The following is a 23,346-nucleotide window of genomic DNA, read 5'->3' as shown; positions in this document are numbered from 1 at the left end:
CCCCTCTCGTTCTTTTTTCACAGATGATAAGAAAACGCTTTCTTAATGTGAGAATATCAACTTGAGTAAAAAAAGTAAACACATTTTATTAAATTTATTAAGTAAAATTTTTTACTGAAATAAAGAGAAAAGAAGCCCACCATATACGGCAGGCCTTCCAGCTGTTTATATCGTGCTTTTCCGAAAGACAGGTTCTGAGGCAATCAGCACGGTTTTTGGTAATGTTCTGCCATCAACAAGTCTTTCTAAAAGTAAATCGACAGCTGTTTCGCAAAGTAAAGAGGTATGGATGTGATAAGTTGTGAGCGGTGGTGACACATATTGAGAGACGTGAATATCGTTGATACTAAAGACACTCACTCGATTTGGTAAAGAAAAACCGCGTTCATTTAATGCTTGTAAACAGCCTATCGCAAGAGGATCACTTGCGACACAAAAAGCGGTTGGCAGGTGATCGCCGAGCTCGTCGATCGCCTTCATCATCAATGAATAGCCTTCATCTACAGAGAAGTGGTGACCGATATAGACCAATTGTTCATCCAGTTTGTTGTGTGCTGTCATGTACTGGCGGAAGGTCGTTTCACGAATATCTGGAATCCGCCTATTTGTATTGAGATCAAGATCTGTCCCGCCAATAAATCCGATGGATGTGTGCTGTTTTTCGATAAAAGAATCGATAATCTTTTCTACAATTCGTTTCAGGTTTGGTTTCACAGAATCAAAGCGGTCTTCATCTGGTGATGTATCAATAAAGACGATATGTTTTGTGATCGCATATAATTGATCAAGCTCAGTTTTTTTAAATCGACCGATGGCGATGATGCCTTCTGTAGAAGGATCAATCGATTGAAGACCATCAGATGGGTTGTAAGCGGTAACATTTAAGCTTCTGGTATTGGTGAGTTCCTCAATGCCTAGACGAATGGATTTGAAATAAATATCTTCAAGCTCTTCTTTTTCGGTCATCCAATAGAGAAAGGCAATTTTTTTTAGTGAATGTTTGAATGTCTTTTTTTGATAGGACAAGGCTTCTGCTGCCGCGTATACTCTCTCACGTGTTTGATCCGTAACCGATAGATTGGGATCTTGGTTCAGTACGCGAGACACGGTGGCGATGGATAATCCGGCTTTTTCCGCAATGTCCTTTATTTTAGCTGCCAAGTCAGCACCTCCTATAGAAAATATCTCCTTTCAGTATAGAGTCTTTAAAAAAATTAGTAAATATTTTTATTAAATTGATTGGTTTAGGCTGTTCTTTACGAGTTGGAAAGGAATTAGTAAGATATATGTATTGAAGATGTAGGATTAAGATTTCTGATAGGAGAGGGACAGATGTATTATGATGCACTGAAGACATTTGTGACAGTTGTGGAGGAGAAAAACTTTACAAAAGCAGCCCAGAAGCTGCGGATTTCTCAACCGAGTGTCAGTCTTCACATTAAGAACTTGGAGCAGGAATTTCAGACGGTTCTGCTCAATCGTTCGCCAAAGCAATTAACGGTGACGCCAACTGGGGATATGCTGTACCATCGATCAAAACAAATCATTCGTTTATATGAACAGGCGAAGCAGGATATTTATGAGCATCATCATCTGGCACGAGGGAAGCTCACGATTGGAGCGAGTTTTACCATTGGGGAGTATGTGCTACCGCAAATTTTGGCACAATTTCATCAGCTCTATCCGCATGTTGATATTGAAGTAGTCATTGATAATACAGAGGCGATCGCTAGACATGTTCGGTTGTTCCATGTCGACATCGGACTGATTGAAGGACAAACCAATGACAAAGAACTCTCTGTAGAAACGTTCCTAGAGGATGAACTGTATATCGTTGCCCCATTAGACCATCCGTTTGCAAAGAAAAAGGATGTCACCATTGATCAATTGCAAAATGAAACATGGATCACAAGAGAAGAAGGATCTGGGACAGGAGAATACTTACAGCACGTCCTGAAATCAAATGGACTGAAAGCGCGGACCTTTGTGACGTTTAGCAGCAATCAAGCGATAAAAGAAGCTGTCATTCATGGAATGGGGCTATCTGTTTTATCTAAATATGTCCTCCAGCGGGGCAGCATTGGCGGGGAATTGGCTGTCATTTCTGTGAGGGGAATGGACTTTAAACGGACATTTTCCTCTGTCGAATCCCCGATGACAGGTGGGAATAAAAATAAGGAATTGCTTGTTGAGTTGTTGAGAAAAGAGAAAAAAGACGCTTCTCCGCAGTAGGAGAAACGTCTTTTTTTTATAATCCTTTGATGTTGATTTCATCGACTGGGAGGAAAATCTCACCTGTATCTGTGTACTTCATGTTGACTTGATCGCCTTCTTTTAAATAAATAATAAGAGGCTCTTTTTCAGATGACATGGTGTAGTTTTTCCCATCGTCTAGTAAGAAGGTGACGGTTGTATAATCACCGGTCTTTTCCTTATACACCCTCTTCACTTTGCCTGTCGACTCTTTCTTTTCTTGCTTTGATGAACTATTGACTGTACCGCCGCCTTTTTGAAGAGCAGTTTTATAGGCTCTTAGTGCTTCATTTGGTGTAGAAGCGTATGCGGCGATTTCAGGATTGGCTGCCGAAACAATAAAGTAGTTTTGCAGGAACCCGTTTGAATCGAGAACAGGTGTAAGCCAGCTGGCTTCCCCGTAGAAATTATAAAGAATCGGCATGCGGCCCTTCCATTTCTTCTCGATAAATCGTTTCTCAATAATTTGCAAAGCTCCCTGTGAATCCATGTAGGATTCTTCAAGATTACCCGTATAATACGTGGCTTTTCCTGTTCGGGCATTTGTTAGTGCATACCCGAGCATGGAATCAACGCCCTCTTTTGGACTGGTGAAATCTGTGAAGTAATACATATCCCCTTTTGAATCAAACACCGGACTTACATTGGCTTCAGTCCCCTCATCAGAAGACAGCTTCACATCTGATTTTCCAAACATACTGTTCCAGAAACCATGTACATAGTTGCCGAAGTAACTATTTTGCAGACTGACGGCCTCTGGTGACACAGCGCCATCAATAAAGGCTGGTACTTTGTCTAAGGAATATTTCTTCGTTTCACCCGTTTTGGCATCCACAACAACTACACCGGAAGCTTTAAACCCGTTTCGTGCAGAGATGAAATCTCCAAATGTTTGGATGTAATAAGGCTTGCCATCATCATTGATCTCGAGTTGCGTGTCTCCATAGAAAATCAAATCTGGGTACTGAAGACGGATATGCCGCTCAATTTCCTTATTGAAATAGGAAGAAGGCGTATAGACCATCTCGGTTTTCACAAACTTTGGATTGGCAGATGAGTCGGTCGCACTTAGTGTAAAGTAACCCGGTGTGCTACCAGAACGAATCCATTTAAAGAAATCGGAGAACTCGACGGGAGCGATATACACATACTCACCATTGACCTTCTGAATTTGCAAGCTGCCAAGCTCGTAGTAACTCGTGTTTGGCACCTGTCCGAACGATTTCTTCATCTTATTGCGAGCAAATTGCGGTGGTACACTCGCAGGTGTTTCTGTCTCATCGAACGCTTTGATTTCGACTTTTTGCTCCATTTTAGACACGTCGAATTTCTCATTTGCATTGAATAGAAAAGCGGTTGCCATATAAACACCGAGCAGCAATAAAATGAGAAATAATACGCCTTTGATCTTCCGCTCCAATCCCACTGATAAAAAGGCACCTGCTGCTGTCACAACAAGTCCAATGAGCCACAGTGATGATGGGTTGCGGTCTAAATTGGTGATGTAGTAGAAGCCGAAAATCCCGATGATAAACAGCAGTGCCAGTCCCGCAATCCACATAAGCGGCACCTGTTGTTCAGTCCCTTTCTTTCTAACGATTAACCTGAGTGGTGTGAGCAAAAGGGTCAGGACAAGACCGATCACAACCGAAAATAACAACATATATCCCACAAACAGAACTCCTTTCAAATCAATCACTCTTTTAGTATATACGAGTGAGACGGGGAAAAGATTCACCGGATGGCAGGTTCATTTAAATGCCGATCGAATCAATGGCTGATTGAACATCTTCTTTCAGCTCAAAAAATGTGAGTCTTTTTTCGATTTTTTCGATTAACGCGTCAATGGCTTCACCTGACATATGGGTTTGGATGTTCCTTTGATGTTTGTACACGTTAATCAGAAGGTCATCAATCAGATCTACTATTTTTTTGGCTTCTTGGCGATCCTCTGCAAATTCATTTTGAAGTTGATGCCGGATGGCTCTGATCAGCGCTGTTTTCTGTTCTTCTTTGATCTTTGCCTTCAAAGCAGCCAGCTCTGCTGGTGTCATATCTTCCGTGTTAAAGTTTGCTTGAGAGAAGATGGAGCTAGATGTATGCGTATCTGTCACTCTCTGCAAAAAACGATCTGCGTCTGTTGGTTGTTTCTTTGAAAATTCCATTTGTCGTACTCCTTAAGAAATACCCATATTCTTGGCAAGGGTTGTATCTGCATCGTGGTATTGTTTTCCTAGCTGGCTCATATCATCTGATATTGAGTCCATCCACCTTTTCATATCCATCGCATGATCAATCGCTGCATCATACTTTTTGACCGAATAGAACTCATTTTCAAGACCCTCTGTTTTTAAGTGGCGAATCACAGCATCCACATCTGAAGCCGTCAGCTGGTCATACGAGCCAAAACCGACAATTTGTTTGTATCTTGAACGGACGCGTTCCACCGATTGATCCACTTTGTCATCGAGTTTCTCAATTTTACGAATGATTTGCTGCATATGGTGCTCGGCATATGTAGAGAATTTACGACCTGTGTTCATGAGAACATGCGACTTGATTAAAATCGCTACCACACTTTGCGGATGGACATTTGATTGGCTCAATTGATGTAACATGGCGGCAGTGAGAGAAGGGTTTTTTCTCAACATATCATCAATGGTTTGAACGGAGCCATCTGACGAAAAGGAATACCGGTCTAAGCCATGGCTGCCGGCGAGGGCTTCAAGAAATAAATTCGCATCAAGTGAAGGGTTCACACTCATTGCCCGATTGAGGAGATTTTTCATAAATTGGACGGCCTTTGAGGAGTCCTCAGTGTAATCGACGCCTTCAGGTAAAGCGGCATCATACATCACTTTCACACGACCGATTTCTGTCGTATGACGATTTAAGAGAGATAGCCCGTCATTGAGATTGATATATTCTGTTAATCTACTACGGTAATCACCTTTTAATGCTTTGGCTTGCAGACCATCCGATAGATTTGGGTAAATATTCGGATTCTCAAAGGTGACCCCGCCTTGAATAAAATCATTTTTGACAAGAACATAAGAAGCATTTGACCCGCCAAGTGAATGCCCTGTCACATACATCTTCGCATTCGGCATTTTCTTATGGATCTCTTTTGCATACTGGTCCGCTTGCACCATTTGATTCTCTGCGCCGTGTTCAAAAGGGATATTTTTAATCAAATACTTCGTATCTGAAATCAACCAATCTTGTACAATCTCATTTGTATAGGTCGTTGTCCCTGTCGTCATCTTCGTCGTCACTTCCTTTGACGTCTCTGACTGGCTAAAAGGAGGCAGCTTTGTCAAAATGGTAGAAAGAAGATCATCTGACTCTTTTTTTCCATGTTTTTTAATGGTATCTTTATATTGGCCTGCGCCAATCGGTTCTGAGCCGCGGTAGGCGATGACGGCGTTTTTGATTTTGGTGAGGTCTTTTCCGCCATCGGAGCGCTCGAAATCTTCTTCTGATACAAGGGTTAGTGAGTTAAGCCCTTTTTTTGTTTCTTGGTGGTCAACAACATACATTATTTTACCATTTTTCAAGTGTATATCTTTAGAATTTTCATAGTTGAAGATATCATAAGAGGCTGATGATATTTCATTATATTCTTTATCGCTAAGTTGATTAATTGCATATTTTTTGGCCAACATTTACACTCCTGTAATAATTATCATGTATATTATAAGATATTGTATGGTAAATATCTATAAAAAAAGGTATAAAAACCTATCGATTGAATATTTAAAAGGTGGGATATTTTTTGTGAAAAAGACATTTAAGGTTGTACTGATTGTTTTGATTACTATCGTTTTTATTCTAGTATTATCACTTGTTTTTCAAAAAGATAAAGAAAAAAAATTGAATGAATCAGAAGGTGAAACAATCGTGAAAGAGAAGAACGATTTAGAACAAGCAAAAGAATTCGCAGAAGAAATGAAACCGAAAGTAGAAGAACGTTTGCATAAAATAGATATTCACAACTTTATTAAAACCATTACGTTCGATAAGGGAGTAAATGTTAATCCAATGGGTTATATAATAATTAGAGGGTATATTAATGGTAACCCAGAAAAGTATGACTTCTCTGCATCATTAGAATATCGATCTAAGGAAGTAGGTACCATGACTTTTTCTCCTGAATTATCTTATCGATTTAAAGACTGGGATAAATTCAAAGATGAACCTGAACTAAAGGAAAACTATCTTAAAAGACTTTCCGAAAAAGAACGTGAACAGTATCTTAAAGATATTGGAGAAAAATAATAAAACAGGTAATCACCTACCTGTTTTTTATTTTTTATTATTAAGAAGGTGGCAACGGTAGACATGAAAAACACAATAAAGCTTTTATCTGTATTGTTTGTAGTCATCCTTGTCGCAGTGACTTCGTTAATCGTTCAGGTTAAGCATATTCAATCTAATAATGCGGTCAAGGAAAAGAGTGATCAAGCAAAAGCAGAAGAACTTGTAGAGAAGATGAAACCCAAGATTGAAGAGCACTTACACAAAAGAGATATTCATAACTTTATCAAAACCATCACGTTTGAAAAAGATGTGACCATTAACCCAATGGGAGATATTACGATTGATGGTTATGTAAATGATGAACCGGAAAAGTACGGTTTCTCAGCTTCTTTACAATATAGAGCTAAAAAAATCGGTTCAATGAGTTATGACCCTGATTTATCAGACCGCTTTATAGATTGGGAAGAATATAAAGATGAGCCGGAAGTGAAAGAAAATTACCTTAAAAGTTTTACTAAGGAGGAACGTGAACAGTATCTGAGAGACATTAGAGAAAAAGAGTAAAACAGGTACTAGCCTACCTGTTTTTATTTTGTCAAATTCAATAGTCAGCTGATTAAAGTTCATCAAGGAGTTTTGCTTTTTATGAAAAATATCATGAAATTTTCTATCATAATTGTGGTCGCCGTCATCTCCGTAACTGTGTTTGTTGTAGAGTACATTCATCAGAGTTTTTCAGATGAAGTAGTGCAAGAGAAAAGCGATCAAGAAAAGGCCGAAGAATTCGCAGAAAAGATGAAACCAAAAATTGAAGAATATTTACATGAAAAAGATATTCACAATTTTATTAAAACCATCACATTTAAAAAAAATGTATCTATAAGCCCTATGGGTTATGTCACAGTTGATGGATATATAAATAATGATGCAGAAAAATATCATTTTTCTGCATCATTAATATACAAATCTAATGAAATAGGTTCGATGAGTCATTCTCCTGATTTATCATATCGCTTTAAAGACTGGGATAAATATAAAGATGAGCCTGAAATAAAGGAAAACTATCTTAAAAGACTCTCTGAAAAAGAACGTGAACAGTACCTCAAGGATATTGGGGATAAATAACAAAAAGTTAATTTTTCATTATTAAGAAGGTGGCAACGGTAGACATGAAAAACACAATAAAACTTGTATCTGTTTTGGTCGTTATCATCATTGTCTCAGTGACTTCGTTAATCACTCAGCACAATAAGCAAAGTAAAACAAATGATGTGGTAAAAGAAAAGAGCGATCAAGAAAAAGCAGAAGAGCTCGCAGAAAAAATGAAGCCTAAAATAGAAGAATGTTTACGCAAAGAAGACATCCATCACTTTATTAAGACCATAACGTTTAAGAAGAGGGTAACTATTGATCCAATGGGCTACATCGTAATTAGAGGATATATAAATGATGAGCCGGAAGTGAAAGAAAATTACCTTAAAAGTTTTACTAAGGAGGAACGTGAACAGTATCTGAGAGACATTGGAGAAAAAGAGTGAAAAATATCCGTTAGCCGTATGTTCTTTAAAAAACGATGACCAAAGTAATATGCTATCATTCCCCTAACAACACTTACAAACAAGGGAGAGCTTTCAAACATGGCAAATAAAAAGAAATTGATCTTGGATGTAGACACTGGAATTGATGATGCGATTGGTATTTTGCTTGCGGTGAAAAGTAAGCGGTTTGATATGTTGGGGATCACAACGGTGTGCGGGAATGTGTCTGTTGAAGCGGCGACACTGAATACGTGTAAAGTGCTTGAGCTGGTTGAGGCAGAGGAAATCCCTGTCATCAAAGGTGCAGTAACGCCTCTTTTGAGAGCCCCTCATTATGAACATCGGGTGCATGGGGAGGATGGAATTGGCGGCGCTTTAAAGGACGCCCGGCCTAAGAAGACCGCAGATGAAGGTTTTGCGCCTGATTTTATCATTGACCAAGTGCTGAAGTATTCGAAGCAGGTTACGCTTGTGTTGACAGGACCGTTAACGAATTTAGCCCTTGCGGTAAAAAAATGCCCTGAGCTGATTCATCACGTGAAAGAAGTCATTTTTATGGGGGGTGTCGTGCAGGGACAGGGGAATGTCACACCGGTTGCGGAATTTAATACATATGCAGATCCAGAAGCGGCGAAATTGGTGCTGGAGGCTGGTTTCCCTTCATTGACTCAAGTAGGGCTGGATGTCACGAGACAGGTCTTGTTAACGGATGAGAGAATTAATGCCATTCAAAATGAAACGTTAGCCGGTTATATCAGAGAGAGCACAAGCATTTACCGCCAGCGCTATTTTGAGCGGAATGGGGTGTGGGCATGTGCCATGCATGATCCGCTTGCTGTAAGTCTTGCAATTGATAAACAACTTGTGAATACACGGGCTTTTCATGTAGAAGTGGAGACGAAGAGTGAGTTCTGCGATGGTCAAATGATATGTGATTTTCAGCACCAATGGGGAAAAGATCGCAACCTTCAAGTGTGTATGGATGTAGATGCTGAAAGGTTTTTTGATTTAATGATCAAAGTCTTGAATTCTTAAAAAAGAAGTCTGTGCAAACAGGCTTCTTTTTTATAAGATGGGAACATGAGGAAATGTATGCGCTCACATGAATAGAGAAGGAGTGAAGTCAATTGGCTTTTGTCAGTTTAAGTAGTATGGATAAGATAAGGGCAGCAAGCAGAGGATTGCCGCCAAAACTGAAAGCAATTGCTGAGCACATTACGAGTGAGCCCCGCGACATCATCCATTTGTCGATTGTCGAGCTTGCCAAAAAGACAGCGAGCTCAGAGGCAACGATTTTTCGTCTTTGTAAAAGGCTTGGATTTGAGGGGTATCAAGATTTGAAGATTGCTATTGCCCAGGAAATAGACCAAACGAAGCCTGATTATGTAGATGAAGAGATGAGTCTTGACGATGATACTGCCGTTTTTATGCAAAAGGTATTTCAGGCGAACATCACTGCATTAAAGGATAGTTTTCAATTGTTGAATCCAGAAGATGTAGAAAAAGCCGTACAATTAATCCATGAAGCAGAGCGCTTAGAGTTTTATGGCAGCGGTGGGTCTGGCCTCATCGCCACAGATGCTTTTCACAAATTTATGAGAACAGGCATCAACTGTATTGTTCATACAGATTCTCACTTTCAAGCGATGTCGGCAGGTCTGCTTGATCAAAAGAGCACAGTGCTTGGTATATCTCATTCTGGTCGAAATAAGGATTTACTGGATGCGATGAAAACAGCCAAGGAAAAAGGAGCAAAAACCATTGGCATTACAAGCTATCAGCGTTCTCCATTGAGTCAGCTTGCAGATGTCACGCTGTATACATCAACGCAAGAAACGGCTTTCCGAACGGAAGCGATGTCTGCTAGGCTTGCCCAGCTTACTGTGATTGATGTGCTATATTTTGCGCTTGCACATTTAAGGCAGCAGGAAACATTAACAAACTTAAGGCAAATGAGAGAAACCATTTCTCAAAAAAGAGTGTAATGGTTTCAAAAATAAATTTTTCTATTAGTGAAAAATGCTGTTGTGGTAACGATTCTAAGGTTTTAAATGAAAATTATTTTCTTTTTGATCGTTGAATGTCGAAAAAAATATTCCTATAATGGGATTTATCAGGTACACCGGCACCACGACACTTTATTTCAAATCAATGATTGGGCGTGATACAGATGAAGGGAAACCAGGCGGTAATTGGTTTGGATATTGGAACAACAAGTACAAAGGCGGTTTTATTTGGACCACAGGGGAAAGTCATATCAAAGCATTCTGTTCCTTATGACCTCATTCACCCCCAGCCAGCATGGGTTGAGCAGAACCCTGAACATATTTTAGATGCTGTGATTGCGAGTGTAAGAGGCGCATTGACGAAAGCAGCATTTGATGCAAAAAACCTCATAGGTGTGGGAATTAGTACGGCGATGCATTCCTTAATCGTCATGGATGAGAATGGAAAAGCATTAACAAACAGTATCATTTGGGCTGATAACAGAAGTGCAGAACAAGCGAAACGAATCATAACGGACTTAGATGGCTTTCAAATTTATAAAAGAACCGGAACACCGATCCATCCAATGTCACCGCTTTCAAAAATACGATGGATCAAGGAAATGACACCTGACGTCTTCAATCAGGCAGCAAAATTCATTTCCATCAAAGAGTATGTTCTTTATCATTTCTTCGGTCAGTATGTGGTCGATTATTCAATCGCATCAGCAACAGGACTGTTCCGATTGGAAACGCTTCAATGGGACGAGGAGGCACTACGTATTGCAGGAATTCAGGTGAATCAGCTGTCTGAACTTGTTCCAACGACGCATCAGCTGCGTGGTCTTCAGCCAGAAATTGCGCTGCGAATGGGCATTGAAGAAGATACACCATTTGTTGTGGGTGCAAATGACGGTGTACTAGCGAATCTTGGTGTTGGTGCGATTGGCAAAGGTGAGGTAGCAGTCACGATTGGGACAAGTGGTGCAGTACGTACAGTCGTAGATCAGCCAATTACAGATGAGCAATCAAGAACATTTTGCTATGCATTGACGGACAAGCATTGGGTCGTCGGAGGACCGACCAATAACGGCGGAATTATGCTGAGATGGCTCAAGGATGAATTTGGGTCTTCCGAGGTGGAGGTAGCAAAGCGTCTAGGTGTAGACCCTTACGATCTAATGATTGATATTGCAGAAAAGGTTCCAGCTGGCTCAGAAGGACTGCTGTTTCTACCATTTTTAACAGGTGAGCGAGCACCTTATTGGAATCCAAACGCAAGAGGCACGTTCTTCGGGATCGGTCTTCAGCATAAGCGCGAGCACTTTATTAGAGCCGTGTTAGAAGGCGTCATTATGAGTGTTTTCTCGATCGGTGTGGCACTAAGAGATTTAACAGGTCCAGCGAAGGATGTCAGGGCTTCTGGTGGATTTGCGAGATCCCCGCTATGGCGGCAGATTTTGGCGGATACAATGGGCAGAGAAGTGCTTGTTCCAGAGAGCTACGAGGCTTCAGCACTTGGGGCGGCTGTCCTTGCACTTCATAGTTTAGGTCATATGGAAGAGATAGAAGAGGTACAGGAATGGATCCGTATTTCTGCCCGCCATGAACCAAATATGAAGAACAACGAAACATACATAGAGCTGTTTTATTTATATGAGCGTCTCTATGACAAACTGAAGGATGAATTTGATGTCATTAGTGCGTTGCAATTAAAACAAAATCGTTAAACATCGGGGAAAAGGTGGGAGAACATGCTTTTATTCATTGTGATTGCGGCGATTGTCCTTTTACTCATTCTCATTACAGTCGCTAAGTTGAATCCGTTTGTGAGTTTGATCATTACCTCTATGCTAGTAGGCTTTGCTACAGGAATGGATTTACAGGAAATCATTCAATCGATTAAAACGGGATTAGGGAACACGTTATCGTTACTGGCGATTGTGCTAGCGCTTGGGACCATGCTTGGGAAAATGATGGCTGAGTCAGGGGGCGCTGAGCGGATAGCTCAAACACTCATCAGTCGTTTTGGGACGAAGAATGTGCATTGGGCGATGATGTTTGTAGCCTTTATCGTGGGGATACCTGTCTTTTTCCAGGTCGGATTCGTTCTTCTCATTCCTTTACTCTTTACCATTGCGATTGAAACGGGCATTTCGCTCGTGACGATTGGGATTTCATTAATCGCAGGATTGTCTGTTGTGCATGGGCTAGTTCCGCCTCATCCAGCTGCCATGGCAGCAGTAGGCATCTATCATGCCAACGTGGGGAAAACGATTTACTTTTCAATCATCGTCGGTTTGCCAACAGCTATTATCGCTGGACCGCTGTACGGTAAGTGGATTGGAAAACGGATACATAAACCAGTTCCAGAGCTGCTCAGAAAGCAATTCACGGAACGACATGCTGATCGGAAGCTTCCTGGTTTTGCGAATACGATGTTTACCATTTTGGTGCCGGTCATTCTTATGCTGCTTGCCACGTTGGCGGATATTATTTTGCCAGAGGATAGTATGTGGTATCAGATGTTCAAGTACATTGGAGATCCCATAACAGCTTTATTAATTGCGACAGTGTATTCTTTCTTTAGTCTTGGCTTTATACAAGGGATGAGCCGTGACCGAGTGCTGTCATTCAGTAACGATTGTTTGGGACCGATCGCTTCCATTCTGCTTGTGATTGGTGCAGGCGGAGCGTTCAATAATGTACTAATCGATTCAGGCGTTGGGGATTATATTGCTGATTTAGCCAAACACTCCCCAATCTCACCGATTTTACTTAGCTGGCTGATTGCTGCGGTTATTCGTGTGGCAACAGGATCAGCTACAGTATCCATGATGACAGCGGCCGGAATTGTAGCCCCAATCGCTGCATCCATGCCGGATGTGAGCAGAGAGCTGCTTGTTTTAGCAACAGGAGCGGGTTCACTGATTTTGTCTCATGTCAATGACTCTGGTTTTTGGCTGATCAAAGAGTATTTTGGTATGACCATTAAAGAGACGTTCTTGACTTGGACGGCTATGGAGACCATCATTTCCGTTAGCGCCATTGCATTTATTATGATCATAAATATGTTTATATAACGGGACAACAGCTCAATTCTTCGGGATTGGGCTGTTTTTGGCTTGTTGTTATGCCGCTTTTGACAATTTAGGATAAAATAATGATATTGAGCTATGGGAGGCGGACACGATCGAACCTTTAAAACATGTATATAATGAACCATTTATTCAACATTTAGCAGAAAAACTGGCGCAAGCGTCAACTGTATTTGATGCTGATCACTTTCAGCAGCTCGTGTTTCAAGAGGATTGGGAGCAGCTGGAGTTGAAAGGACGAATGAGAAGAGTGACTGAATCGATGCACGCCTGTCTGCCTGAGGATTATGAGAAGGCAATCGATGTACTGCGTCAGACAGCACCGCATTTTACAGGGCTCAGTGCGCTTGTATTTCCAGACTACGTCGAGACATATGGTGTTGACCATTGGGATATCTCGATCAAAGCACTTGAATTCTTTACACCGTTTTCCACTGCTGAATTTGCCGTTCGACCTTTTCTCATTCAAGATCAAGAGAAAATGCTGGCGCAGATGCTTGTGTGGTCACAGGATCAAAATGAACATATTCGCCGTCTCGCTAGTGAAGGATGCAGGCCTCGTTTGCCGTGGGGATTATCCGTCCCTGCGCTGAAAAAGGACCCTTCTGTCACGCTGCCCATTTTAGAAAATTTGAAGTCAGATTCGGCCAAGTATGTGCAAAAAAGTGTAGCGAATCATTTAAATGATATTTCTGCAATTCAGCCAGACCTCATGAAGCAAATGGTCAAAAGCTGGTATGGAACCAATGAACATACAAACTGGATTGTCAAACATGCATCCCGTACGTTATTGAAAAAAGGCGATCCAGATATCATGGCTTTATTTGGCTATGGAGATGATCCGTCTATCCAAGTAACGGATTTGAAGGTGACGCAAGACCCCGTTCGTATTGGAGAGAAGCTGACCTTTCATTTTATTCTTCAAACTGATAAGCCATTAAAGCTGCGCGTAGAGTATGCCATTGATTACGTGAAAGCTCGTGGTACACGCAATCAAAAGGTATTTAAAATCACAGAATTTGATACAGGATCGGCCCTGCATAGAGAATTTGTCCGATCACAGTCGTTTCAAAATATGACAACGAGAAAGCACTATGAGGGCATTCATACATTAACCATCATCATCAACGGCATCCCAAAAGCGTCTGTTGATTTCGAAGTCACAGCAGCTGCTCATGAAAAAACCCGCCACTGAGGCGGGTTTTTGCTTGCGTTTCTAAGCTTTCTTTTTCATTAAGAATGAAGCAATGATGGCGGCTGCTAAGAAACCGATACTGATAATCGAGCTAGGTAAGTTCTCTGGTCTGAATAGGAACATAACAAAACTGACACTGAGTACAAGACCAGCAAATAAAGTGAAATACGGGAATAACCAAACTTTGAAATACGGCTCCTGCGGATATCTTGGACGCAGTTTCAAATGAGCCAGACAGATGCTGATCCAAATAAGAGAAACCGCAAAACCAGGGATAGCCAGCATATAGCTGAAAATTTGATCTGGGTACAAGTAAGCAAAGAATGTTCCGATTAAAAGAAATAGAACGGTCACCCATAAACTTAAAATAGGTACACCTCTTTTGTTGACCTGTGCCAGCTTTTTTGGACCGCCGTCTGATTTAGATAGAGAATGAATCATTCTCGTCGTGCCGTAAATACCAGAGTTGGCGGCAGATAGAACGGCTGTAATTAAGACGAAATTAATGAAGTGAGAGGCACCTTGCATGCCAGCTGCTGAAAAGACTTGGACAAAAGGACTGTTATTCGGATCAATTTGATTCCAAGGAATGAGTCCACAAATAATCAAAATCGGCAGTGTGTAAAACAAGATGATGCGCCACATCATACTTTTGACAACACCAGGTAATACCTTTTCTGCATCCTTTGTTTCTGTAATGGTCAGCCCGATCAATTCAGAGCCTCCATACGAGAAGATCACCACTAATAATGAGGCAAAGACAGCACCCCATCCGTTCGGGACAAAGTTTTGGTAATTGGTGAGAACAGGCGTGCTTTGTTCGCTCGGAATGATTCCAAATAATAGTGCAGCACCGAGAATAATAAACACAATAATAACGAAAATCTTCATTCCAGCGAACCAAAACTCAATTTCACCAAAGTATTTTACATTATTTAAATTAATTCCGATGACTAAGAGCGAGCAAAGTAAACATAAAGACCATAATGGTACGTTCGGCAACCAATATTGAAGCAAACTGCCCGCTGCAATGATTTCAATGACACATACAGTGAGCCACATAAAACAGTAAACCCATCCGACAACAAATGAAAAACGTTGACCAAGCGCAATCTGTATGAGGTCGCGAAGGTTATTCCCCGGGTAGACGATGGCCATTTCAGCTAAAGCCGCCATGACAATGAGAAGAAGCAATCCAGCAAATACATAGGAAAAGATGACTCCAGGACCTGCTAAGCCGATTGTATCGGCACTTCCTTTAAAGATTCCTGTACCAATGACCCCGCCCATCGCAATCATGCGAATATGACGCGGCGATAAAAGCTTTTTTAATTCGTGTTGTTCCTGATTCGCGCTCATGACGTTCTCCTTTTTTAAAATGCTTATGTTCCATTTTCTTTTTTCGAGCGGTCAGTGTCAATATAAAAAAAGAGATTTTTCAGACAAAATAGGCGGTTGATTCTATCAAATGAGCCGTTTTCTTCCATAAATCTTTTCCATGACCCATCCCCAAAATCTAAAACTTCGTGAAAAAATGAACATTTGCCTTCATTCTGACATAAACAATTTTCAGTTTTTGTCGATATATCTTTCGTGTTACTAAAGTCCTAATAAAGAATTGTTTATAACTGTAAAATATTTCAAAAATGTATGAAAGAATGAAAGGAGTTATTGAAGATGTTTATGAGAAAAGCAAGTGATTCATCGTCGGAAGCCCTTCTTAGTGAAAGCAGTCAATTAGTTGAACGAATTGAGAAGGGAGATTTTTCAGCCAGAATTGATACTGCTGCATTCTCTTCTAGTCAAACAATAGAAGCAGTGGCTCAAATAAATGAAGCGTTGCAAAAGATGCAAGAAGTGCAAGAAGATATTCATATGCGTATGAATTTAGTGACAAAAGCGATTCAAGTGGGTCTATGGGATATGACGGTTGTAGCAGGAGATCCTGTGAATCCAAAAAACGAATTCACATGGACGGATGATTTCCGCAAAATGCTAGGTTTTCAGAATGAAAACGATTTTCCGAATGTCTTAGACAGCTGGGCATCTCGAATTCATCCAGATGAGCAGGAATACACCTTGAATGCATTCTCTGCGCATTTATTGGATCATTCTGGCCGTACACCGTATGATATCGAGTATCGTCTGAAGTTGAAAAATGGCGAGTATCGCTGGTTCAAAGCAACTGGAACGACGATTCGAGATCGAAATGGGGTACCTCTTCGTGTGGCAGGGGCTCTTTTTGATATTCATGATCAGAAATTGAAAGAAGAAGAGCTGCAAGCATTCGTGACAAGATATGACTTGATCAACCGTGCGCTTGTGGAAGCGCCTTGGGATATGATTGTAGAGGCTGGCGATCCTGTCAATCCAAACAATGAATTCTGGTGGTCTCCGCAGTTTAGAAAAACGCTTGGTTTTATAGATGAAAAGGATTTCCCGAACGTGTTGAGCAGCTGGAGTGATCGTTTGCATCCTGAAGATAAAGAATCGGCCCTCCAAGCCTTTGCGGATCACTTAAATGATCATTCTGGCCGTACACCATTTGACATTGATTATAGATTGCAGAGTAAAAATGGCGAGTACCGCTGGTATCATGCGGGCGGTGAAACCATTCGTGATGAGAAGGGTGTCCCTTTACGTGTCGCAGGAACGATTCGTGATATTACGTTAGAAAAAAATAAAGAAAAAACAGCCCATGAAATGGCTTCCCAAGTAGAGCAGCTTTCAAGTTCTATTAGTGAGATGGTATCTGGCATCAGTTCTGTGACAAACCAAGCACAGGAGCTTGCTGTCGCCCAAGAGCAGTCAACGTCTGCTGCTAATCTGGCGAAAAACAGTGCAGATGAGACGAAGAACATTTCAGACTTGATCAAAGAAGTGGCAAACCAAACGAATCTGCTTGGTTTGAATGCCGCAATTGAAGCAGCAAGAGCAGGCGAGCAGGGCCGCGGTTTCTCAGTCGTTGCCGATGAAGTACGTAAGCTAGCGCTTCATAGTGCCAATGCGACAGAAAATATCGAATCTAGTTTAACTGAAATGAAAACACAAATCGATCAAATTCTTGAAAATATCTCCAATATGACAGCTCTTACGCAAACACAGGCTGCTTTAACAGAGCAAGTGAACGCTTCAGTTGATGAAGTGAATCATATGTCTCAGCGTCTGGTGGCATATTCAAAGAGTATCTAATGTCAAAAAACCGCCTTTTCATCAGAAGGCGGTTTTTTTATTTAAGCATGATCCGCTGGGAAAACAATACCGGCGTCTTTCCTAGCGGCTTCAAGAACCTTCATGACAGAAAGACTGTCATCAAGCCATTCATAACACTTTTCGACATTTCCTGTTTCAATGATATGCTGAAATGCTTCTGCTTCATAAAACAGGCGGTTTGAATTGGTTTGTGCATTGAGTGAAGTGACTTGGTCTCCTATATGCAGCAACACTTCCTCACAGCCATTCGCACCATTTTTCACATGCAGGAACCCTTTTTCCCCTTGAATCAAAGCGAAATTCATACTGCTTGTATCTTTGCTGCCAACACTTGTGGCGATGAAATCATTGTAAGTAAAAGTTAAAACACCAGATGTGTCGATGCCGTTTGGATGGCGGTTGGCCTGGTAACGAACGTCTTTCGGTGAACCAAATAGATTCATAATGAAATGAACATTGTAAATGTTAATATCCATGAGGGCACCGCCAGAAAACTCTGGGTTAAAGACATTCGGCGTTTCCCCGGCGAGCAGCTGATTATATTTACTTGAATATTGACTATAGTTGCATTGAACGAGTTTGATTCTGCCTAATTGATGAAGGTGTTTTTTGATTAAATGATAGTTGGGCATATGAACGGTCGTAATGGCTTCAAATAGGAAGAGCTGCTTTTCCTTTGCGAGAGCGATTAAGGCTTCTAGCTCTTTCACATTAGAGGTAAAAGGCTTTTCGCAAATCACATGTTTTCCGTGTTTCAATGCAGCTGTGGCATGCTCGCTATGTAAACGATTGGGTGATGCGATATATACCGCTTCTATGTGGGGATCTTCGAACATAGCGGTTAAATCCGTATAAGTCGTTTGCACCCCAAATTGATCTGCGAGTTTCTTTGCCGTCGCTTCCTTTCTTGAATAGACAGCGTGGCAAGAAGCACCTTCAAGCTGTTCAATTGCCTGGAGGAAACCTTCCACAATCACACCTGTTCCAATGGTTGCTATTCTCATTCTATTCATAACCCCTTTCATACGATTGATGTCACGTCAAGCTGTCTCTAGTATACCTGATGTTTTCATACAACGTGTACTTAACAGCTAGGCGCAGAGGGGTGCCAGTAAAAAATACCGGCACATCTTTGGCAGCCTCTACAATTAACTAATGTTAGCTAATGTTTGTTTCGTTAACAGTTGAATGGCCGCCTTCCTCTTTTTTAACTCTTGAATGGATTTTTGAATATCTTCTACTTTTTGTTCGAGCAGCTGTTCCGCTTCTGTTTTCGACTGTTTCTCGAATAGTGACGTGATAATTTCTCGAATTTCTTTGAGTGAGAAATCTAGCTTTCTTGCTTCAGTGATAAAGGATAGCATGAGTACATATTTTTTATCATATAAACGATAGCCGTTATGTGCTCTCTTAGGCTCGGGGAGCACACCCTCATTTTCATAAAAACGAATGGTTTCAATATGTACACCAGACATTTTTGACAATTTTCCTCTCGTAAATGTAATCATTCCCTGCACCTCCTTTCTTTGCTATCCATCATACAATTAGATTTGCTAGTTTCAAAATATTCTCCGATGAACATTTGTTCCTTTTCATACTGTTAAAATGACAGGTCTCTTCTATTCACAGCGGATTCCATAGAATAGGTTATAATAGATGAGGATGAAGTGATTTTTTGTTAGAGATAGGAACAAGTAGACAGCGTGAGAAAAAAACGATAGGCTAAAATAGGTACATAGTATGATGAATAGCATGTGATCATGTAGATGATCACTCAAAATAGTGACAGCACGTTTTGCTGAGAAAAGGGGAGCAGTGAATGTATAAATTAGTCGCAATTGATATGGATGGTACGTTATTAAATGATCAGCATATGGTGCCGGATGAGGTGTTCGCTGCGATTCAACAGGCGAAGGCAGAAGGCGTTAAAATTGTTTTATGTACAGGCCGGCCGATTGGCGGGGTGCACCGCTATTTAAAAGAGCTGCAGCTTGATCAAGAGGGGGATTATGTCATCGCCTATAATGGAGCGCTTGTACAAAACAGCCATACAAATGAAGTCGTATCAGAATTAACTTTATCCTATGATGATTTGACTTCTTTATATGAACTGAGCCGTCAGCTGGATACACCTATGCATTATTTCGATTCGGCTCATCTATACACACCAAATCGGGATATTAGTGAATACACGGTACTTGAATCGTATTTAACGAAATTGCCGCTTAAGTATTTACCTGTCGAAGAGGCAGACCCATCCATGAGACTTCCGAAGATGATGTATATTGATCAGCCGGAACGTTTGGAAAAGACGATACAAGCCATTCCATCTGAAGTGAAGGATCAGTACATGATGGTAAAAAGCACAGATTTCTTCCTAGAAATTCTTCATCCTGATGTGAGCAAAGGGAATGCCGTGAAGCTTCTAGCGCATGAACTTGGGATTTCTCGTGAAGAAGTGATGGCGATTGGTGACAATGGGAACGACGTGTCGATGCTAGAATTTGCGGGCTGTGGCGTTGCGATGGGAAATGCCATTGAAGATGTCAAAGCAGTTGCGGATGTTGTGACAAAATCCAATAACGAAGCAGGAGTCGCACATGTCCTGCATGAGCGAGTCATCGGAAAATAAAGAAAGAGCGGTCTACCAATGAGGTAGCCGCTTTTTTATATGTGTGAGAAAAAGTAAACAAGCATACGTCTGCTGTTCAAATTTGTTTTTTCGAGCATCGCCTTTACATGATCATGCACCGTATGAGGCGAGATAAATAACGTACTGGCAATTTCTTTTGTGGATTGTCCTTTTATTAAACAGTCAAGGACGTTCATTTCTCTTTCTGTCAGCCGATATGTTTTCGCTATATAAGGAAGGATTTCACTTGTTTGAGCTCGCTTAATATGAATCATGACAGCCTCTTCCTCCCCGGCTGCCTGTGCTAAACGAAATGCTTGAAGAGAGAGAAAACGCCCTGTCGGCATTCTGGTGATGCTGACCGCTGTTTGGTCACCGCCGCCATATAAAAGCTTAGCACCTAATGCTCTAAACGGACGGGGCATGATGGCACCGTCATGAATTTGCTCAAAGGTTTGGAAGGTGTGGAGCCAATGAAGTCCAGTTTCATTTCCATAAAGAAGATGGTAATCGTGTGAAAGAATGAGGAAGCCTTGGTGTTCCGCCGTTTCATCTTCTTCCGTTTCTCTTCTTTTAAAAAGTTCATCTCTCAGCTTGGCTGCGAGTGCTGGTGTTTGGCGACTAACCGCTTGTATATCTTGTTCATGAAAAGGTTCCTTCTCCTTTTTCCGATAAAGGCTGGCGATTCCCCAGCATTCACCTTGAATCACAAGGGCTGCCCGCAATTCATCTGCCCATCCGTTAGGTAACAAAATGTGCTGGTATCGACCACTATTGATGTATTCTCCACTTTGGACGAGACTGGCAGCGTGGACAGGACCTTTCGCTAGATCCTCATGCTGGTGCACATCTTTTTTTAAATATTCATTTTGAAACAGCTCGTTATGTATGGCTTCAATCGGTTCATCTGTAAAAGAACCCGTCGAGAGGAGAGTAGCTGGATCAATGGTTGTGATACAGGCAGCATCAAAATCACAGATAGCAGCAAGTTCATCTCGAATGTTTTTTCTCAGCTGCTGAAAATGAGCGGCTGGATTGTTCATTTGATCTCCTCCTCAATATCCCTACTTTTAGGGATCGTTTTTTCTCATCTATCTTCTTACAATGAAGATAACATACCGTTAGTGTAAAGGAAACGAAGCAAAGCGGAAACTGGAGGAGAAGACATATGAGTGTAAATCAACATTGGCATGATCCTGTTGCTGAATCCTATGCAGCGACAATTGCACATAAAGTACCGGGCTATCATCTTTTGCATGAGCTGACAGTGGATAGAGTAGAAATCGAATTAATGGGAGCGGCTTCTCGCATGTTAACAGTCGGAGCAGGTGGGGGCGAAGAGATTATCAACATGCTTCAAAGAAATAAAGACTGGCATATCACAGGGGTTGATCCATCTCCAACCATGCTTGAGATGGCCAAGCGCAGAGTGGCACAGCTTCATATGCAAGATCGTGTCACATGGTATGAGATTGCCTTAGACAAAGTGCCGGTTGAAAAGTCGTACGATGCAGCAGTAAGTTTGCTTGTCATTCATTTTGTAAAAGATCAGCTGACCTTTTTACAGGAGATCGCCCGCCGGCTTCAACCAGGGGCGCCTCTCATGTTGGCGTTTATTCAAGGAGACCCGAAAACGCCGACATTTCAGCAGGAGCTTCATATGCTTTCTCTATTCATGAATCGTCAAGGCTTGGGAAAGGAAGTGTTTACGTCCTTCCGAGAAAGGCTGGGTGTCACAACATATCCCGTGTCTGAAGAAAAGATGACAGCACAATTAACCGAAGCAGGATTTCAAGACATCAGACCTTATTTTCAAGCGGGCATGATCAAAGGGATTGTTTGTAAAAGAGGCGATAGAAAGGCGGTTGGAAAATGAGGTCAAAAGTGATGGTGATAGGCGGTTATGGACATGTGGGGCAGCAAATATGTCTTCAATTAAGTGACGTGTATCCTGGGCAAGTCTTTGCGGCTGGCCGAAGTTATGAGAAGGCTGAACAATTTGCACGCCAAACGAATGGGCGTGTACGTCCATTTCAGATAGACGTAAGACAACCAATGGATACGGACTGGATGGATGAAACGAAACTCGTGATCATGTGTCTGGATCAAGACGACACGTCATTTGCTGAAACATGCTTACGGTCAGGTATTGATTATCTCGATATTTCGGCAAAAGGAGCCTATATTGAGAAGCTAGCAAAGGTCCATCAACAGCAATTGAACGCAACGGCTGTGCTGAGTGTAGGCCTTGCACCTGGTCTCACCAATTTGCTTGCAGCGAAGGCGGCATCTATTCTGACCTCTGTGGAGCAAATTGATATTAGTATCATGCTTGGGCTAGGTGACCAGCATGGAAAAGCAGCTATTGAATGGACGCTTGATCATGTGCATACGGATTATGAGCTGACGAAGAATCATCAGCGAAAGAAAGTCAAAAGTTTTACTGGAGGGAAACGCATTGATTTTGGCAAAACGCTTGGAAAGCGGCAAGCCTATCAGTTCCCTTTCTCTGACCAGCAAACATTGCCTTCGACGCTCCATGTGCCGTCTGTGACAACAAGGCTCTGTTTTGATTCTGGTGTAGCGACACGTGCATTTGCTCTCACAAGGAAACTCGGAATGACGTCCCTTCTCACGATGCCGAAAATCAAGGAACGTGCCATTTCACTGATTCAATCTGCTCAAATGGGTACAGATCAATATGCAGTGAAAGTGGAAGCGGTAGGAATGAAGGGTAACGAAATTCATCGAGCAGCGCTTGGAATAAAAGGTCGCGATGAGTCTCAAGCAACGGCTCAAGTCGCCAGTGCTGTGGCACTGCATGTATTGAGCAAGCAGTTTCAGGCAGGTGTTTTTCATATCGAAGAATTATTTTCATTAGCGTATGAGAATGGTGATTTTGCGTTGGTGGATCAAAAAACGAAGGAAAAGCACGCACTAGCATTGAGAGCCAGCCTTTTAACGGCATAAAAGAAAACGACAAAAGATACGCATCAGCTCAAAAGAACAGGTCAGTCATGTGGGCGCTTTATTCATGATTCATTTCAAAACAAGGTGTCTATGATCCGAAAACAACCGCTTGCTCTCCATGAAATGGCCGAGAGGTGGAAGAGATTTAAATCAAGGATTGTAGTCGCAACTGATATAATGGTTACATTGGGCAAATAAATCT

Annotated in this window: 22 protein-coding genes; 14 read left to right on the top strand and 8 right to left on the bottom strand. The window is 41.5% G+C overall.

The window, feature by feature from the left end:
- Positions 1-165: 165 nt before the first annotated feature.
- Complete coding sequence (locus tag MHI20_RS12435) at positions 166-1,161, bottom strand: LacI family DNA-binding transcriptional regulator (protein WP_024720441.1); 996 nt, start codon at positions 1,159-1,161, stop codon at positions 166-168.
- Positions 1,162-1,332: 171 nt separating this feature from the next.
- Here MHI20_RS12435 and MHI20_RS12430 point away from each other — a divergent pair, with 171 nt between their 5' ends.
- On the top strand, positions 1,333-2,232 hold the full coding sequence (locus MHI20_RS12430) for a LysR family transcriptional regulator (RefSeq protein WP_335364428.1): 900 nt from the start codon (positions 1,333-1,335) through the stop codon (positions 2,230-2,232).
- 16 nt (positions 2,233-2,248) lie between these two features.
- On the opposite strand, the gene MHI20_RS12425 is transcribed toward MHI20_RS12430, so the two are convergent.
- The 3 genes from MHI20_RS12425 to MHI20_RS12415 all read right to left on the bottom strand — a co-directional run bounded on the left by MHI20_RS12425 (position 2,249) and on the right by MHI20_RS12415 (position 5,918).
- Positions 2,249-3,925: a hypothetical protein gene (locus MHI20_RS12425; RefSeq protein WP_340938734.1), complete on the bottom strand. Its 1,677-nt coding sequence runs from the start codon at positions 3,923-3,925 to the stop codon at positions 2,249-2,251.
- A gap of 82 nt (positions 3,926-4,007) precedes the next feature.
- Complete coding sequence (locus MHI20_RS12420; protein WP_024720438.1) at positions 4,008-4,418, bottom strand: hypothetical protein; 411 nt, start codon at positions 4,416-4,418, stop codon at positions 4,008-4,010.
- A 12-nt stretch (positions 4,419-4,430) separates the two neighbouring features.
- The gene (locus tag MHI20_RS12415; protein ID WP_445661734.1) at positions 4,431-5,918 is read right to left on the bottom strand and encodes a lipase family protein; all 1,488 of its coding nucleotides are present in this window, start codon (positions 5,916-5,918) and stop codon (positions 4,431-4,433) included.
- A 112-nt stretch (positions 5,919-6,030) separates the two neighbouring features.
- On the opposite strand from MHI20_RS12415, the gene MHI20_RS12410 reads away from it, so the two are divergent.
- From MHI20_RS12410 to MHI20_RS12370, 9 genes are all read left to right on the top strand, one after another.
- Positions 6,031-6,531 (top strand): DUF1433 domain-containing protein, encoded by a 501-nt coding sequence (locus MHI20_RS12410; protein WP_041092634.1) that lies wholly within the window; start codon positions 6,031-6,033, stop codon positions 6,529-6,531.
- A gap of 63 nt (positions 6,532-6,594) precedes the next feature.
- Positions 6,595-7,077 (top strand): DUF1433 domain-containing protein, encoded by a 483-nt coding sequence (locus MHI20_RS12405; protein ID WP_340938724.1) that lies wholly within the window; start codon positions 6,595-6,597, stop codon positions 7,075-7,077.
- Positions 7,078-7,158: 81 nt separating this feature from the next.
- Positions 7,159-7,638 carry a DUF1433 domain-containing protein gene (locus tag MHI20_RS12400; protein ID WP_146271823.1) on the top strand — a complete coding sequence of 160 codons (480 nt, stop codon included), beginning with the start codon at positions 7,159-7,161 and terminating at the stop codon, positions 7,636-7,638.
- A gap of 44 nt (positions 7,639-7,682) precedes the next feature.
- On the top strand, positions 7,683-8,051 hold the full coding sequence (locus MHI20_RS12395) for a DUF1433 domain-containing protein (RefSeq protein ID WP_340938721.1): 369 nt from the start codon (positions 7,683-7,685) through the stop codon (positions 8,049-8,051).
- Between the two features lie 99 nt (positions 8,052-8,150).
- Complete coding sequence (locus tag MHI20_RS12390) at positions 8,151-9,086, top strand: nucleoside hydrolase (protein WP_340938719.1); 936 nt, start codon at positions 8,151-8,153, stop codon at positions 9,084-9,086.
- Positions 9,087-9,202: 116 nt separating this feature from the next.
- Positions 9,203-10,036: a MurR/RpiR family transcriptional regulator gene (locus tag MHI20_RS12385; protein ID WP_340939347.1), complete on the top strand. Its 834-nt coding sequence runs from the start codon at positions 9,203-9,205 to the stop codon at positions 10,034-10,036.
- 185 nt (positions 10,037-10,221) lie between these two features.
- A complete protein-coding gene (gene gntK, locus MHI20_RS12380; protein ID WP_024720429.1) occupies positions 10,222-11,766 on the top strand; it encodes a gluconokinase in 1,545 nt (514 codons plus the stop codon).
- A gap of 24 nt (positions 11,767-11,790) precedes the next feature.
- Complete coding sequence (locus MHI20_RS12375; protein ID WP_340938716.1) at positions 11,791-13,119, top strand: GntP family permease; 1,329 nt, start codon at positions 11,791-11,793, stop codon at positions 13,117-13,119.
- 109 nt (positions 13,120-13,228) lie between these two features.
- Positions 13,229-14,329: a DNA alkylation repair protein gene (locus MHI20_RS12370; protein WP_414642644.1), complete on the top strand. Its 1,101-nt coding sequence runs from the start codon at positions 13,229-13,231 to the stop codon at positions 14,327-14,329.
- A 21-nt stretch (positions 14,330-14,350) separates the two neighbouring features.
- Here the strand turns inward: MHI20_RS12370 and MHI20_RS12365 are convergent, their stop codons facing one another.
- On the bottom strand, positions 14,351-15,688 hold the full coding sequence (locus MHI20_RS12365; RefSeq protein WP_168948355.1) for an amino acid permease: 1,338 nt from the start codon (positions 15,686-15,688) through the stop codon (positions 14,351-14,353).
- Positions 15,689-16,006: 318 nt separating this feature from the next.
- Between MHI20_RS12365 and MHI20_RS12360 the strand changes: the two genes are divergently transcribed.
- Positions 16,007-17,521: a methyl-accepting chemotaxis protein gene (locus MHI20_RS12360; RefSeq protein ID WP_340938711.1), complete on the top strand. Its 1,515-nt coding sequence runs from the start codon at positions 16,007-16,009 to the stop codon at positions 17,519-17,521.
- Positions 17,522-17,562: 41 nt separating this feature from the next.
- Here the strand turns inward: MHI20_RS12360 and MHI20_RS12355 are convergent, their stop codons facing one another.
- Together MHI20_RS12355 and MHI20_RS12350 are read right to left on the bottom strand one after the other, a co-directional pair.
- The gene (locus MHI20_RS12355) at positions 17,563-18,546 is read right to left on the bottom strand and encodes a Gfo/Idh/MocA family protein (protein ID WP_125589265.1); all 984 of its coding nucleotides are present in this window, start codon (positions 18,544-18,546) and stop codon (positions 17,563-17,565) included.
- Between the two features lie 144 nt (positions 18,547-18,690).
- Positions 18,691-19,050 (bottom strand): MerR family transcriptional regulator, encoded by a 360-nt coding sequence (locus MHI20_RS12350; RefSeq protein WP_007498034.1) that lies wholly within the window; start codon positions 19,048-19,050, stop codon positions 18,691-18,693.
- Positions 19,051-19,361: 311 nt separating this feature from the next.
- On the opposite strand from MHI20_RS12350, the gene yidA reads away from it, so the two are divergent.
- Entirely contained in the window at positions 19,362-20,174 is an 813-nt protein-coding gene (gene yidA, locus MHI20_RS12345; protein WP_024719208.1) for a sugar-phosphatase, read from the top strand.
- Positions 20,175-20,209: 35 nt separating this feature from the next.
- Here yidA and MHI20_RS12340 read toward each other — a convergent pair whose 3' ends face one another.
- Complete coding sequence (locus MHI20_RS12340; protein ID WP_268430832.1) at positions 20,210-21,217, bottom strand: helix-turn-helix transcriptional regulator; 1,008 nt, start codon at positions 21,215-21,217, stop codon at positions 20,210-20,212.
- Between the two features lie 125 nt (positions 21,218-21,342).
- On the opposite strand from MHI20_RS12340, the gene MHI20_RS12335 reads away from it, so the two are divergent.
- A complete protein-coding gene (locus tag MHI20_RS12335) occupies positions 21,343-22,050 on the top strand; it encodes a class I SAM-dependent methyltransferase (RefSeq protein WP_340938704.1) in 708 nt (235 codons plus the stop codon).
- Complete coding sequence (locus MHI20_RS12330; RefSeq protein ID WP_178929719.1) at positions 22,047-23,144, top strand: saccharopine dehydrogenase family protein; 1,098 nt, start codon at positions 22,047-22,049, stop codon at positions 23,142-23,144. The genes MHI20_RS12335 and MHI20_RS12330 overlap by 4 nt, the downstream gene beginning before the upstream one ends.
- The last annotated feature ends 202 nt before the right edge of the window (positions 23,145-23,346 follow it).

It is taken from the genome of Bacillus sp. FSL K6-1106 (genome assembly GCF_038005245.1).
GTDB classification, from domain to species: Bacteria; Bacillota; Bacilli; order Bacillales; family Bacillaceae; genus Bacillus; species Bacillus altitudinis.
The sequence above is the reverse complement of the archived record's forward strand: the minus strand, read 5'-3'. Positions and strand labels throughout refer to the sequence as shown.